The organism is Chryseobacterium sp. HNCC26DJ238, from assembly GCF_057180465.1.
Genome location: NZ_JBXUGI010000006.1, coordinates 38,249 through 53,145, shown reverse-complemented (window position 1 = coordinate 53,145; position 14,897 = coordinate 38,249). Strand labels below are relative to the sequence as shown.

Annotated in this window: 11 protein-coding genes and 2 pseudogenes; 7 read left to right on the top strand and 6 right to left on the bottom strand. The window is 37.6% G+C overall.

Annotation, left to right across the window (positions count from 1 at the left end; translation table 11 throughout):
* Window positions 1-61: 61 nt before the first annotated feature.
* Window positions 62-615, bottom strand: a pseudogene (locus AC2A07_RS07320) (REP-associated tyrosine transposase).
* Window positions 616-965: 350 nt separating this feature from the next.
* On the opposite strand from AC2A07_RS07320, the gene AC2A07_RS07315 reads away from it, so the two are divergent.
* Window positions 966-1,103: a hypothetical protein gene (locus AC2A07_RS07315; RefSeq protein WP_484049869.1), complete on the top strand. Its 138-nt coding sequence runs from the start codon at window positions 966-968 to the stop codon at window positions 1,101-1,103.
* A 15-nt stretch (window positions 1,104-1,118) separates the two neighbouring features.
* Window positions 1,119-1,382 (top strand): annotated as a pseudogene (locus tag AC2A07_RS07310) (DUF559 domain-containing protein); the annotation flags it as partial.
* Between the two features lie 213 nt (window positions 1,383-1,595).
* Here the strand turns inward: AC2A07_RS07310 and AC2A07_RS07305 are convergent.
* Window positions 1,596-2,624, bottom strand: coding sequence for a substrate-binding domain-containing protein (locus tag AC2A07_RS07305; protein WP_314496964.1), 1,029 nt, complete (start codon window positions 2,622-2,624; stop codon window positions 1,596-1,598).
* 295 nt (window positions 2,625-2,919) lie between these two features.
* On the opposite strand from AC2A07_RS07305, the gene AC2A07_RS07300 reads away from it, so the two are divergent.
* The 5 genes from AC2A07_RS07300 to AC2A07_RS07280 all read left to right on the top strand — a co-directional run bounded on the left by AC2A07_RS07300 (window position 2,920) and on the right by AC2A07_RS07280 (window position 9,592).
* The gene (locus AC2A07_RS07300; protein ID WP_484049868.1) at window positions 2,920-4,503 is read left to right on the top strand and encodes a Na+/H+ antiporter; all 1,584 of its coding nucleotides are present in this window, start codon (window positions 2,920-2,922) and stop codon (window positions 4,501-4,503) included.
* Window positions 4,504-5,166: 663 nt separating this feature from the next.
* A complete protein-coding gene (gene tssD, locus AC2A07_RS07295) occupies window positions 5,167-5,571 on the top strand; it encodes a type VI secretion system tube protein TssD (protein ID WP_484049867.1) in 405 nt (134 codons plus the stop codon).
* A gap of 341 nt (window positions 5,572-5,912) precedes the next feature.
* A complete protein-coding gene (locus AC2A07_RS07290; protein WP_484049866.1) occupies window positions 5,913-7,841 on the top strand; it encodes a type VI secretion system Vgr family protein in 1,929 nt (642 codons plus the stop codon).
* A 6-nt stretch (window positions 7,842-7,847) separates the two neighbouring features.
* Window positions 7,848-8,999 (top strand): hypothetical protein, encoded by a 1,152-nt coding sequence (locus AC2A07_RS07285; RefSeq protein ID WP_484049865.1) that lies wholly within the window; start codon window positions 7,848-7,850, stop codon window positions 8,997-8,999.
* A 2-nt stretch (window positions 9,000-9,001) separates the two neighbouring features.
* Window positions 9,002-9,592, top strand: coding sequence for a hypothetical protein (locus AC2A07_RS07280; protein ID WP_484049864.1), 591 nt, complete (start codon window positions 9,002-9,004; stop codon window positions 9,590-9,592).
* A 132-nt stretch (window positions 9,593-9,724) separates the two neighbouring features.
* On the opposite strand, the gene AC2A07_RS07275 is transcribed toward AC2A07_RS07280, so the two are convergent.
* From AC2A07_RS07275 to AC2A07_RS07260, 4 genes are all read right to left on the bottom strand, one after another.
* Window positions 9,725-10,072 (bottom strand): hypothetical protein, encoded by a 348-nt coding sequence (locus AC2A07_RS07275; RefSeq protein WP_484049863.1) that lies wholly within the window; start codon window positions 10,070-10,072, stop codon window positions 9,725-9,727.
* 187 nt (window positions 10,073-10,259) lie between these two features.
* Complete coding sequence (gene xylE, locus AC2A07_RS07270; RefSeq protein WP_314494447.1) at window positions 10,260-11,681, bottom strand: D-xylose transporter XylE; 1,422 nt, start codon at window positions 11,679-11,681, stop codon at window positions 10,260-10,262.
* Between the two features lie 228 nt (window positions 11,682-11,909).
* Window positions 11,910-13,238 carry a xylose isomerase gene (xylA, locus tag AC2A07_RS07265; RefSeq protein ID WP_484049862.1) on the bottom strand — a complete coding sequence of 443 codons (1,329 nt, stop codon included), beginning with the start codon at window positions 13,236-13,238 and terminating at the stop codon, window positions 11,910-11,912.
* 80 nt (window positions 13,239-13,318) lie between these two features.
* Window positions 13,319-14,806, bottom strand: a complete 1,488-nt coding sequence (locus AC2A07_RS07260; RefSeq protein WP_484049861.1) for a xylulokinase — start codon at window positions 14,804-14,806, stop codon at window positions 13,319-13,321.
* Window positions 14,807-14,897 lie beyond the last annotated feature (91 nt).

The window sequence follows — 14,897 nt, the reverse complement described above, 5'->3', positions numbered from 1 at the left end:
ATCCAAATATTTTATCTCCGATGTTGCGGATTTGCAATCCGTGACAACAACACACAACAAGTCATCCCATAAAAACCACAAAAACATCTAAAGGGTTATCTAATTCTGCGTAATTTCTGGCACTGCTGAAATAGTAATGCTCCGCTTCTGCCACTATTTTCTGTTTTACAGGATTTTGATGAATATAATTTATCTTTTCTTTAATCCATTTATTTGAAAAAACTTCTTTAGCATGATAGCCATCTTGCCAAACTTTAAATTTTTGCTCTCTGGATAAATGCTCGCAGGATTTTTGAAAATATTGTAGCATCCATTCTTTTCTGCTTTCAGATTCAGACTGCATGGTTTCAATTATTTTTTTTGAAGTAAATTTTTTAAAATCTCTCATGATTTCAGATACCGTATAGGTGCGTCTGCACGACAAAATAAATGGAGGTGGTTTGACATTAAGCATTAGGCAAAAATGGAAAGTCCTTTTTGATTTTGACAATATTTTAAAGAATCTATAATGAACATTTTCTGCGATAACCTTGTAAATATATCAACCCAGCCTACCGTTATGATCGTAATAAAGTACGCTTGATCGATATCTGAAGCTTTGTATTTTGTAGACATATGTGTTTTTATTTAAAAATACAAAATTTTATAATGAAAAGTCACGGATTGAAAATCTGCGACATTGGGTTCACGATTGCAAATCTGCGATAACAATCAGGATTTTATTATTGGAAATTATGAATGCTAAAAACCACCCCGTCAAAAATTCTTTCGAATTTTCGCCACCCCTCCGGAGGAGGGGAATTCTCACATTTAGTATTTATCTTATATTTTCTAAATTTGAATTAAAAATATTCTCTTAAACGTACAACAATTCCCCTCCCTTGGAGGGGTGGATTTTTCAGAAGGAAAAAGACGGGGTGGTTTAAGAAGTCCAGAACTGCGAGCAAAAGCAAAAACACAACACAATGAAAGAAATATTAACCCAAATCAACGGAATTCCCATCCGTAAAAACTTCGTGGAAAAACTTCCATACAATCCAAAATTAAAAGCATTATTAAACGGAAAACGAAAAGCCGGAATTTTAAGTGAAGTAATTTTCTAGAAACAAGTTCGAGCTCGTAGTTTTCATCAGATAGATTTTGACAGACAGCGAATTATTGGAAATTACATTGTTGATTTTTATGTAAAAAAATTGGGATTGGTTATTGAAATTGATGGTTGGAGCCATGATGTAAAACAAGATTATGATGAGATAAGACAAAAGAATTTAGAATCTTTAGGATTGAAAATATATAGAGCTACCGATTTTGATGTGAAGAATAATTTGGGTAGGGTGATGAAAGATTTGGAGGATTTTGTTGTTGAGAATTATGGGTTTTAAAACCACCCCGTCTTAATTTTCTTTGAAAATTAATCCACCCCTCCAGAGTAGGGGAATTCTACGTGTCTACTTTAATGATGATTTGTTTTACAATTCTAAATTTGCAAGATTCATTCCCTATGCGTAACAAAAACTCCCCTCCTCCGGAGGGATGGCGAAAATTCGAAAGAATTTTTGATGGAGTGGTTTAAAGGTGTGAAAACAGATGAAAAATCACTTCCTCTTCGAAGATTTCCTCACACAAATCTTCGGTGCAAGAACAACCTTTTTCTCAATAGATACCCCCGAGGAGTTGTCTTTGATATTGTCTAAAAAAACCTGTCCGGCCATATTTCCCATGATGACAGGGGTCTGATCTACCGAACTCATCGGAAGTTCCATAAACTGGGTGAAAGGTTCATTGGAAAAACCGATGACGGCAACTTCCTGAGGAATTTTAATTTTCCGTTTTTTTAATTCCTGGCACGCACCCAATGCAGCAAAATCACTGGCAGAGAATATAGCGTCAGGAATGGATTTGCTGTCCCACAAAGTTTTTATGGCTTCTATTCCGGCGTCAATTGAACTTCCAGTAGAAATGATATTTTCTTCTTTTACCTGAAATTGATGATCAATTAGGGCTTGTTTATACCCGCTCAGACGTTTTTGATAAATCTCAAGATTCAGATCTCCTGCAAAATGACAGATATTTTTATAACCTTCATCGATCAGGTGTTCTGTTGCGATGTAGCCGCCGCGGTAATCGTCAATCGTCACGGTACTGATCCCGGGAATATCTTTCTTCCGGTCAAAAAAGATAATGGGGGTATTTGTTGTATTTAAAATATGCTGAATATGTTCAGTATCTACTGTGGTTCTTGAAACTGACATGAAAATTCCGTCGACCTGGGCATTTAATAAAGTGCTGAGGTGTTTTTTTTCGGTTAGGACATCTTCATGACTCTGGCAGATGATTACATGATAGCCGTGAAGAGAAAGTTCTTCCTCGATGCCGCGTATGACAGACGAAAAAAAGTTGGTATTGATATAAGGAACAATGATCCCTACGTTTTTAGTCTCGCCGCTTTTCAGGGCTTTGGCAAGATTATTTTGCTTGTAGTTCATTTCCTTTGCGGTTTTCACTACAAGTTCTTTGGTAGCCTGGCTTATTCTCGGGTTGTCGTTCAATGCTCTTGAAACTGTGGCCACACTTACGTTCAGCTTCTTTGAAATGTCATAAATCGTGGCATTTTTCTTTGTCATAGGTATTTCGGGACTACGTTAGTATCTGTTTTCAGAATTATGGTAAATTTAATCAAATTAAGTATATAATAGATCGGAAACCCTGTTTTTTGTGGTAATATCATAAATAATAGCAATAATGATCCTTAAAGTTTACATAATATAAATTTTAGTTTTAAAAAAGTATTCAGTTTTTTTTGGTAACACGATAACCGATAGTATTGAATGACAGATCTGGAAATATACATTTATTGACATCAAAATTGGAATGTATTAATTATGCTATTTTTGTATTTTGAAACACAGATATTATATAATGGATAGTCTCTTACCTTTTTTCCTGGCAATGGTTGCCGTTATCGTTATTCTTAACATGTTTGCGGCCAAACTGAAGATAGCGTATCCTATTTTACTGGTTATCGGAGGACTCTTCATAAGTTTTATTCCGGGATTGCCGTTGATAAGAATAGATCCTGATTTGATCTTTTTTATTTTTCTTCCTCCGTTATTATTTGAGGCAGCGTGGAAAATTTCTTTTAAAGAAATGATGAAATGGTGGCGGATTATAGGGAGTTTTGCATTTTTGGTGGTTTTTTTTACAGCATTATCGGTTGCGCTTATTACCAATTACTATATTCCCGGATTTACGATTGCTTTAGGTTTTTTATTAGGAGGAATTGTGTCTCCTCCGGACGCAGTAAGTACCGGAGCAATCACCAGATTTGTAAGTATTCCCAAGTCAACTTCTACGATTCTTGAAGGGGAGAGCCTGTTGAACGATGCTTCATCTTTAATCATTTTCCGTTTTGCCCTTGTCGCAGTAGGAACTGGGCAGTTCGTCTGGCAGGATGCTGCGGTGAGTTTCTTTTGGATGATTATTGGGGGTGTGGGGATTGGTTTGCTGTTGGGCTGGCTGTTTGTGAAAGCCCATAAAATTCTTCCGACTGATGCACCTTCTGATATTGCATTGACAATTATTGAGCCGTATGTGATGTACTGGATTGCCGAAGAGCTTCACAGTTCCGGAGTTCTGGCAGTCGTTGCCGGAGGTCTTTATATGTCGGCAAGGCGATTAAAGTTTCTCAACAGTACAAGCCGGATTCACGCCTACAGCGTTTGGGAAAGTCTGATCTTCATTTTGAACGGCATTGTCTTTCTCATCATCGGGCTTGAACTTCCTGAAATTGTAGATGGATTGCGGGAAGATCATATTCCTTTGGAAACTGCCATCGGATATGGTGTTTTGGTAACCGGAATCTTGATAGCAGCAAGGATGATCAGCTCCTATGCGGCTTTGATTTCGACAATGATTTTCAGGCCCAGTGTACAGCCACATGCTTCTTCCCGGACACGGCGTTGGATGATGCCGCTTTTATTAGGATGGACGGGAATGAGAGGAGTCGTTTCTCTCGCTGCCGCTTTGGCAATTCCAGTGACTTATGGCAACGGTGAGGCTTTTCCACACAGAAATCTTATTCTGTTTATTACGTTTGTCGTTATCCTGCTTACGCTTTTGCTACAGGGGCTTACTCTGCCGTATATCATTAAAAAGACAGGTTTTTTCGATGGTGTTTTTAATGAAGAAAATGAAAATTTAACCAGGCAGAAAATAAAAAAAGACCTGAAGCGACATATCTATCAGTTTCTCAAAGCGAAATATGAAACCGAACTTAAAGATCATGCAGGTCTTGAAATGTTCCTCAAGCATTGGGAAGAACGCACAAAAGCTACCGATGACAGCTGGATGAATGAGAAAACAAAGGTTATTTTTGTAGAGATGCTGGAAGTACAGCGCGAATTTCTAACAGAACTTAATAAAGATCCTAAAATAAGCGAAGAGATCATCCGGCAGCAATTGTTTCAGATTGACCTTGAAGAGGAACGGTTAAAAATGATATAAAATAACCTCAGTTCGGGATAAGGCTCCATAAAACGCAAAGCTAAAAAATATTTACAAATTGATTTTTAAATATTTAAAATAGGTAAAGGCGTGAAACTTATCAAGGTAATATAAATTTTGTATCGCTTTGACAAACGATGTGGTATTATTTAATCTGAAAACGCTTAAAAGCAATGTTTCTTCTTTGCGATAAAATAACATTATTTAAAAAATCAATTATTTAAAAAATTGTTATTCTACACTCAGGTTAAAATGCAATTAAATTTAAATGAATGTCCGTAGTTAGTATAACTTAGTTCTTAACGGTTTGTTTGTCATTCCGGAGGAATCTCAACACACTGAAAATAAATCAGCTTAGATTCCTCCGGAGATCATAGATTCGACATAGTCAATGAAAAACTGAATGATAATTATAATGTATGATTAAAAATGGACATTCATATAAATTTATTACAGAAATATGAATTAAACGGCTATTCTGCTTTTTAAACTGACAGTGATTTAATATATTTTCCTTTAGTCGTAGAATTACGACATAAAATCGTAGAATTACGACAATTTTCGAAATAATGGATTAAAATTTTTAATAATAGATTTTGCGTAATTATCTTTGAGTATACAAAAAACAAATCAAATATTATTCACGATTAAAATTTATTTATCATGGCAGCAAATTCAAGAGGAATCTTAAAATTCAACGGTAGTGAAGGACAGAAATTACTAAAGCTGAACTACAGCGTATCAAGATCCACAGACGTATCCGGAAGGGTAGCGTCAGATCCGTCCAACGCACTGATCAAATTAACGATCGAAGCAACAGAGAAATCTGACATTCTGGAATCTTTACTGAACGGAAAATATAAACCGACCTCAGGTGAAATCACGTTCAACAAATCTCACGAAGAAGGAACGCTGATTACTTTAAACTGGGAAAACGGATACGTTATTCAGCATGAAGTAGACTTCGATGCAGTGGATGAAAACTCGATGCTGATCAGCTTTGTGGTGAGTGCAGAAAAGATCAACTACGGAAACTCCGCTTACGAAGGAATCTGGCCGAAAAACTAAAAAAACAAACTTTTAAGCATTATACTATACAAAGTAAAGACTGTCCGCAAGACGGTCTTCTTTGTCTTAAAAGTTTGTCATGCCAACTGAATTGCCTTCCATTAATGAGTATACGCTCAACCTTTCCAGCACTTCAGATGCCGGAAGGATTTGCCGACAAAAAACTCTGTTAAAACCAGTTTTAATGTAAGCTGTTTATAAAAGGTAATCAGTTTCTGTTTCACTGCAGAGGATGCAGATTTCCAAATATTTAAGAAAAGTTAAAATTAAAAATTTATCGCTAAAACAAAGTGTAAATACATAAAATTTAATAACTTTAAACCACCACACAATCTACGCATATGAATATTTCAGAACCAGGCATGGGCGGTTTCCGTCCCTCCGAGAATGCAGAAGGAATCTCTTCGAACCATCACACCGGGATCAACCGGTTGGTTAAATTATCATTGGTGATAGAAGGCCGGGTGATCAGCTATTACAAACATTTTAAACTGACCCAGAGTTCCCGTCGTCATCACGAGTTCAGTCTGACATTGGCGCACGATACCCTTGGAGACCGTCAGAACCATACCTTAGAAGAAGCGAATAAATTTTTAGGGAAAAGGCTCACGGCTGTAATTTCCTATAAAGACATTGAAAAAAGTCCTGAACGCACTTTTGTTGGCGTGATCACGGGAGTAGGATTCAGCCAGGAGAGGATGAGTCTTGGGAATATCGTATTATCGGGTTACAGTCCGACTGTATTACTCGACGGAGCGCCTCATATCCAGAGCTTTGGAGGCAGTCAGCCGGTGAACATGGGGATTATTGCAGAAGAAGTGATTAAACAGGGTCTTGACAGAAGCCGTTTCGATATCAGGATCGATGCGAATGATTATTCCCAGATTGTCTACAGCAGCCAGTATGATGAGACGCATTACAATTACCTGGCACGAATGGCGGAAGCGTATGGTGAGCAGTTTTACTATGATGGTGAAGTCCTTCACTTCGGGAAGCTTCCACCGCAGAACAAACCCATCAGGCTGACCTATGGGAGCAGTGCCAACGATATCAGGGTTGAACTCAAAGCAGTACATACCAAACCCCAGTTCTACGGTTATAACAGCAGCAGGAATGAAAAGCTTACTTCGGGGAGCACACCGATCCAGCATGTTGGTGATTTGGCTAAAACTGCTTATCAACATAACGAAAATATCTATAAAACTCCATCCTTACAGGTAGCTCCGATAAAAGCGACCACCCATCTGGATGTTGAATATTCGCAGAAGAGCACTTCGGGAAGTGAGGGCGTGAATGTTTTCAATATCTCAGGCTCCACGACGGTTCCCTTTCTTCATCCGGGCTGTGCGGTGGATATCGAGATGCGAAAACCGGATACGAATGAGACCTCGTATTTCACGAGGATCATGATCACAGAAGCGACGCATGAAATAGACACCATCGGACATTACACAGGAAGCTTCGATGGGATCGCTTCCGATACAGGCTTTTTACCCAAGCCTGAATTTACAGTTCCTATCGCACAGCCCCAGCTGGCTACGGTGATCTCGAATACGGATCCCGAGGGTCAGGGCAGGGTTCAGGTTAGATTCGACTGGCAGACGAATGATACGACGCATTTTATCAGAATGATGAGTCCTGATGCAGGAGGAACAGATCAGATCACGCAGAACCGCGGCTATGTTGCGATTCCGGAGGTAGGAGATCAGGTGATGGTAAACTTCGTTCACAATCATCCCGACCGACCATTTGTAATGGGAGGAATGTTCCATGGAGGCATAGGATTGGGAGGAGGCATGGACAACCGTGTGAAATCAATCCAGACGAGAAGCGGTCACCGGGTAGTCTTCACGGAAGATGAAAGCATCATCATCACGGATAAATCAGGAAATGAGATCCATCTGGACACGACGGGAAGCAATATCAATATCACAGCACCGGAAACTATTAATATTACTGCAAAAAATATGAATATCAATATTGCTGAAAATATTACAACAACAGCGGGAATGAACATTTCAGAAACGGCAGGAATGAATAAAAACACAGGAGTGGGCATGCTAAATATGCTTTCGGTAGGAACAGACTTTATTACCAATGTAACCGGAAAAATGACAGAATTTATCCAGGGAAACAAAGAGTCTCATACTGATAAAGACAGGCTGAGAGTCGCTAATGGTAAAATAAGTAATCAGAGTCAGGGAGTATTTGAGCAGCATTCTCAGAAGGAAATAAAGAATAACTCTGCTGAAATTTCAAAAAATCATTAATACGATATGAGCAAGGAATCTTATATAGGGGGAGATTATATTGAAACGACCGGAGGTTCAGCAAAAAATTTCGCAGGAGCAAATATAGAAAACTCCTCTCTTGCGAATCAGTTTACACAAAAAGGAACTGATTCCGGAGTTACCTACAATGTAAACGAGGCAGCACCAAAAATAGAAGGTGGCAGTTTCGGTTTGTCTTATATTATTGTAGTAGGCACTCAGAATTACAGTTCAAGTACAGCAAGAAATCTTTTATTTCAGGGAGTAGGAGAAGGAAGTAAAATGATGTTTGTTCATCAGGCATTACGTAGAATGAGAATGAACAGAGGAATAAAATTTGATTTTTTATTATGCATAACAGGATATTCGTCAAAACAGAGAGCTGCGATTAAAGAAGCTGTAGAAAGTAAATTCAGAGGGAAATATATTGAGGTGACCAGCGCAGGAGAAATAATTAATTATATTAATACAGGAGATAAGGGAAATTCTGCAAATATTTCGGAAGAAAGAACTAATAAAAAAATTCAGCAGCTTTTATTTTACAGTCATGGTGTTGTCGGGGAGATTTCACTCGGATTAGCTCCAATTGGTGCAGATATAACGCCCTATTCATTCGAAAAAGAACAGGCAGAAAAGTTAAGCAAAGAGGCATTCTCTACCGGAGGCAGTATCTACCTGTATTCATGCAGAGCAGGAATTGGCAACAGCTCGATTGATAAAACAATTTATATAGATCCATCAGGAAGTAAAGTTGATGTAAACAATCGATATAATATTCTTTCTTCTGAAAGTATTGCACAAAAAGTTGCTAACAGTTCAAAGGTGAAAGTGTACGCGTATCTGAAAAGAACGGATTATGAAAAAACACTTTTTACCACAGACGAGCTGTGTTTTTCTGATTATATGAAAGCAAGAGCCGGGAATAAAACTTCAGTTGGTAATAAGAGATGTGGAAGTACGTATTCTCACCTTTTGGATCAGGAAAAAGAATTAACGGAACAGGAAAAACAACGATGGAGAGAATGGTCAGCTATTGAAGCGAATATGGTGAAAATCGACGATGCATGGTTTGATCCTGATGGAGCCAGACATAATGTCGGTGCTGCACCGAGTCCCGAAGGAGTTCCTGATGATATGAGAACCTTTAATCCTCAGTAATTATGAAAAAAAAGAATATTTTTATCGGAATAGTATGTCTTTTAATGATCCCTGTAATAATTTTAGCGAAAAATGTAATGATGAAAAACTGCGACTGCAAAACTGAAAACGGATACGAAGTTATTGGTTTTGGAGGAAAACCTATTAATGTAAATGACAAGATTGAAAAGAAAGGATATAAATGCTTATCCGAATCTCTGTTGTGGAATCCAAATCCTAAAAAATTATCACAAGACCAACTAAATCAACTTCGTAAAGAACTTCCGGAATGGGCAGCAAAGAATGTTGAAAATTTTTCAGAAAAAGATAAAATATCTTTGTTGAGAGATCTTTCTCAGTGGGATAATGAGGAATTCATGAAAAAATTAGAATACAAATTCTCATATTTTGGAAAACCTGCAGCTGAAGAAATTCCTGTTTATGCTTTTAAAATAAACAATACGAGTGTGTATTTTCCAAACTTTACAGATGAATATGCTGTGTATGGCAAAAAAGATAAATTTGGGTTTGAATATTTTCCTGCTATTCAAAAACCAAATTATCAGATTATTGAAAATGAAGAATGGATAGAGACAGAAGTTAAAACCAAATAATATTTAATTTATATACCATCTATCTGTCCGGATAACTCTTTAACAGATTAAAATCAGTTTTTAGTATCATGCAGAACCAATGAACTATACTTCATGATGTATTAGGATTTAAAAATATAATGTGCAAGGTCATTAAGGTACAATTTCATATTGTGTAAGATCATTATTTCCGAAGATATCTTGCTGAATTTTTTCAGCAAGGCGAAATGTTTTTTCAGCTGAAGTGTCTGTGCTGATCCTTATATAAGGTATTCCTTTATTTATTTTTTCTTCAGTCTGAAAACTGTTTTCTAATGCAAATTGCTTTATTTTTTCATAATAGGGAATTTGGGATTCTGTTACAGCTTCATATTCGATATCCAGATTGCTTTTGTTCTTCCGAAAATAAATACAGTCATTTCCATTGGAATAGATCCCGATGAAATCAAATTCAGTTTTGTCTTCCGAAAATGCTTTTAACTCGTAAAGAAGCTGATGCATTTGAATCTTTTTTGCAATAAAATCATCTTTAATGTTTTTTATGTTGCTAATAATTTTAAAATGCTGAAAAATAGATTTAAAGATGTTCATAAAGCATAAGATATATAGTTTATATAACAAAGTTAAAAAAAAGAGCACCAAAAAAATCTTGGTGCCTTTAATAAACTAATGATAAACTGAAGTGTATTTACTTTTCCCAAACCTTTTCGATTTCCTCTAAAGATTTGCCTTTGGTTTCAGGAACCCATTTCCATACAAAGAACAGGGAAAGAACGCTCATCACCCCGTAAAATCCATAAGTGAATGCTCCGCTGAATTCCATCATAAAAGGATATGTTGAAGAAATCAGATAGTTTGCAGCCCATTGTGCCGCAACAGCAATTGCAATTGCACTTCCTCTGATTTTATTAGGGAATATTTCGGAGATCAGCACCCAGCAGATCGGCCCCCAGGACATCATAAATGAAGCCGTGTAAACAATAATAAAGACCAAAGTGGCAATTCCGATAATTTGATAGTAGGATAAAATTGCAATTGCAAACATCCCAATGGCCATACCTACTGAACCTACAATCAATAAGGGTTTTCTTCCCCATTTGTCGACTGTGAAAATTGCAATGACCGTAAATACAACATTCACCAATCCCATGACAACAGTCTGCAGCATAGAGGAATCTTTATGAACGCCCATACTTTCAAAAATTCTCGGAGCATAATACAAGGCGACGTTAATTCCGACAAACTGTTGGAAAACCGATAATAAAATTCCAATCACAATAACTGTTTTTCCGAATGCGAAAATTTCACTTTTGTGCTCAGCTACGGTACTTTTTATTTCAGAGAAAATTTCTTTTCCACGTGCTTCACCATTGATTTTTGTTAAAATTTTAAGCGCTTCTGCATCTTTATTAACGAATGTAAGGTAACGTGGAGTTTCAGGAACGAAGAACAGAAGTATTCCGAATAAAGCAGAAGGTATGGTCAATGATAAAAACATATATCTCCATCCGATCTCGTTGATCCATTCCACGGTTTGCCCGCTTGCAATTCCCCAGTTTACAAAGTAAACGACCAGCATCCCGAAAATGATGGCAAACTGATTTAAAGAAACCAGTTTGCCACGGATTTCGGCAGGTGCAATCTCACCGATGTACATTGGACAGACCGCCGAAGCCAATCCAACACCAATTCCACCGATGATTCTGTAAAAATTAAATGCCAGCAGAACACCCATTGAGTGTTCGCCGTGTTTGAAAAATAAAAATTCAGGATATGCTGCTCCCAAAGCACTGATAAAGAATAAGAATGCAGAAAGCATCAATGATTTTTTTCTTCCCAGTTTTGTAGAGATTATTCCGGAAACAGCGCCGCCGATGATACATCCGATCAATGCGCTTGAGATGGTTGCTCCATGTGCGAGTGAACTTAATCCTAAAGGAATGATCAGATATTCCTGGATCGATTTTTCAGCCCCTGAAATTACAGCAGTGTCATATCCAAACAAAAGTCCTCCCAAAGTGGCAACAAGTGTCAGTACAGTCACGTACAGCATATTAATCTGTGCTTTTGTTCCTGAAGAATATGTAGGACCGGAATCTATTATTTGCATAGTTTGATTTAGTTTTAATTGTTAAAATTTTTGAAACATGATATTTTTTTAAACCGCAAAAAAGTAAAAGGAATTTGCTGCATTTAGCTATTCAAAAGATGGCAAAACGAATATTTTAACAAGTTTTTTACATTTTGCAGACTTTTGAATAGCTGTTTTTTAGATTATTTCTTTTAAACCTTTTGCGGTAAAAGAAAATAGTCAATTGTCATCATGTTTCTCATTAAATTATAAATACTGATTAATAATACTCTCAAGATATTCCTGCTTTCCGCTTTCCCTGCCTACTTCCCCAAGTCCTTGAGCGTAAGTGGCAAGGTCATTCAAAGATAAATTTCCGTTTTCGAAATCTTTACCTTTTCCGCTGTCGAATGAAGAATATCTGTTGGTTCTGATCTCAGAATATTTTGATTTTTCTAAAATAGCATCTGCAGCTAAGAATGATCTTGCAAAATTGTCCATTCCACTGATGTGAGCGATGAAAATATCTTCCAAATCTGTGGAATTTCTTCTGATCTTAGCGTCAAAATTAACGCCTCCACCCTGGAAACCTCCGGCCTGGATGATTACAAGCATTGCCTGAGTCATTTCGTAAAGATCAACCGGGAACTGATCTGTATCCCAGCCGTTTTGATAATCCCCTCTGTTGGCATCAATACTTCCCAATACATTGTTGTCAGCTGCAACCTGAAGTTCGTGCTCGAAAGTGTGCTGTGCTAAAGTAGCATGATTTACTTCAAGATTTAATTTAAAATCATCTAATAGATCATACTGACGGAGAAAATTTAAACATGTTGCCGCATCAAAATCGTACTGGTGTTTTGTCGGCTCCATTGGTTTTGGTTCGATGAAGAAAGTTCCTTTGAAGCCCTGAGCTCTTGCATAGTCTTTAGCTAAATGTAAGAATTTCGCCATATGCTCCTGTTCACGCTTCATATTCGTGTTGAGAAGTGACATATAACCTTCACGGCCGCCCCAGAATACATAATTCTCACCGCCTAATTTAATCGTTGCATCCAAAGCATTTTTCACCTGCCCACCCGCATAAGCCAAAACGTCAAACGAAGGATTGGTCGCCGCTCCGTTCATAAATCTTGGGTTCGAGAAGCAGTTTGAAGTTCCCCAAAGTAATTTAACACCGGAAGCTGCCTGTTTTTCTTTGGCGTAGTCTGTAATGAATTCTAATCTTTTTGTAGATTCTGTAAAATTGTCTGCTTCGTCAATCAAATCATAATCGTGGAAACAGTAATAAGGAACCCCAAGTTTCGTGAAAAATTCGAAGGCAGCATCCATTTTTTCTGTTGCTCTCTCTTTAGCATTGGAAGCCGTTAACCAGTCAAATTGCTGAGTTCCTGCTCCGAATGGGTCTCCACCTGTTGCACAGAATGTATGCCAGTAAGCAGAAGCGAATTTAAAATATTCTTTCATCGTTTTTCCCCGAACTATCAGATTCTCATCATAAAATTTGAATGCTAGCGGATTGTCTGATTCTTTTCCTTCAAACCTGATCTTTTCTATTCCTTTAAAGTACTCTTTGTTTCCTGTTGTAACTGCCATTATTTTGATTTTATATTTTATTGGTTTTATATCTTTATGTAGGGTGTTGAATTATAATTCATGACTGAATGCAATTGCTGTCAGTTATTTAAAACAGACTCCAGTTTATTTTTCCACCTTGAGTAGCTTGCGCTGTATTGATCTATGTTTTTAAAATCTGGAGTATAGGTGTGGGTGATATCTTTCTCCGTTAAGATGTCATTCAGGGTATCAAATGCTCCCGCACCCATTGCTGCTGCTCTGGCAGCTCCGGTAGATCCTGTCGTATCAAAAATTCTGATTTCAGTATCCAGCAATGTTGCAATCGATTGCGCAAATAATGAAGAACGGAATAAATTGTCACCTCCTGCTTTAATAATTCCTTTTTGTAAACCGTCATTCATCAGAATTTCAGTTCCGTAAACAAAAGAGTAGGCGATTCCTTCCAATCCGGCTCTGAACATATGTGTGCTTTTGTGACGGTTGAAATTGACATTGTACGTGGAAGAACCGATATCTTTATTTTTTAAAACTCTTTCAGCACCATTTCCAAAGGGTAACACAATGATTCCGTCTGATCCGATGGGTATCTGTGAAGCCAGATCATTCAGTTCCTGATAAGAATGTCTTTTCTGATCAACCTGATGTCTTAACCAACTGTATTGAATTCCCGCACCATTTAAGCAAAGCATTTTTCCGATTCTTGGCTGTTCTTGAGTATGATTGATATGAGCGAAATTATTCACCCTAACTGGCTCTTTAGAATAAACAGTATCCGTTACTCCGTAGACTACTCCTGAAGTTCCACCGGTAGCAGCGATTTCTCCGGGATTCATTACGTTAAGTGATAAAGCGTTATTCGGCTGATCTCCGGCTCTGTAGAGAATAGGAATTCCCTCAGGCAATCCGCTTTCTTCAGCACCTTGTTTCGAAACAACACATTGTTCAGTAAAATTATCCACCACTGCTGATACGAGAGATTCGTCAATTTTCCAATGATTTAATAATGTTTTTGATGCCTGATGTTTCTGAAAATCCCAGAGAACCCCTTCTGATAGACCGGTTACCGTAGTAGTAGCTTCTCCACTCAGTTTTAAAGCAATAAAATCTCCGGGAAGCATAAACTTCCAGACCTTATCGTACACCTCGGGTTCGTTTTCTTTCACCCACTTCAGTTTTGAAGCGGTAAAATTTCCCGGAGAGTTCAACAGTTTGTTCATACAAACTTCCTCTCCCAAATCATTAAATGCCTGATCACCGGTTTCGACTGCGCGACTGTCACACCAGATAATTGACGGACGAAGAACCTTCTTGTCTTTGCCAACCAAAACCAGTCCGTGCATCTGATAAGAAATACCGATTCCTCTGATCTCGTTTTTATCGGTTTGGCTTTCTGCAATCACTTTTTGGGTCAGAACACGAAGATTCTGCCACCACTGTTCCGGATCCTGTTCTGCCCATCCGATCTTTGGAGAATCAATAACCATCTCACTTTCCGGATATTTTGCATGGGCTATTACCTTACCTTTTTCATCTACAATAGAAGCCTTTATTGATGAGCTTCCGACATCATATCCTATAAACTTCATTAATATTCAATAATTGTTAGCCTCTAAATGTAACAATTTTGTAATAAAACTTGATTTTTTTTATTTACAACATATTTTTTTATGATATAAA

Bases quoted from the DNA above. Each gene is read 5' to 3' on its own strand.
- AC2A07_RS07285 (WP_484049865.1), top strand. From the start codon at position 7,848: ATGAGCAAGGAATCTTATATAGGGGGAGATTATATTGAAACGACCGGA.
- xylE (WP_314494447.1), bottom strand. From the start codon at position 11,681: ATGCAAATAATAGATTCCGGTCCTACATATTCTTCAGGAACAAAAGCA.
- AC2A07_RS07290 (WP_484049866.1), top strand. From the start codon at position 5,913: ATGAATATTTCAGAACCAGGCATGGGCGGTTTCCGTCCCTCCGAGAAT.
- AC2A07_RS07275 (WP_484049863.1), bottom strand. From the start codon at position 10,072: ATGCATCAGCTTCTTTACGAGTTAAAAGCATTTTCGGAAGACAAAACT.
- tssD (WP_484049867.1), top strand. From the start codon at position 5,167: ATGGCAGCAAATTCAAGAGGAATCTTAAAATTCAACGGTAGTGAAGGA.
- AC2A07_RS07260 (WP_484049861.1), bottom strand. From the start codon at position 14,806: ATGAAGTTTATAGGATATGATGTCGGAAGCTCATCAATAAAGGCTTCT.
- AC2A07_RS07300 (WP_484049868.1), top strand. From the start codon at position 2,920: ATGGATAGTCTCTTACCTTTTTTCCTGGCAATGGTTGCCGTTATCGTT.
- xylA (WP_484049862.1), bottom strand. From the start codon at position 13,238: ATGGCAGTTACAACAGGAAACAAAGAGTACTTTAAAGGAATAGAAAAG.
- AC2A07_RS07280 (WP_484049864.1), top strand. From the start codon at position 9,002: ATGAAAAAAAAGAATATTTTTATCGGAATAGTATGTCTTTTAATGATC.
- AC2A07_RS07315 (WP_484049869.1), top strand. From the start codon at position 966: ATGAAAGAAATATTAACCCAAATCAACGGAATTCCCATCCGTAAAAAC.
- AC2A07_RS07305 (WP_314496964.1), bottom strand. From the start codon at position 2,624: ATGACAAAGAAAAATGCCACGATTTATGACATTTCAAAGAAGCTGAAC.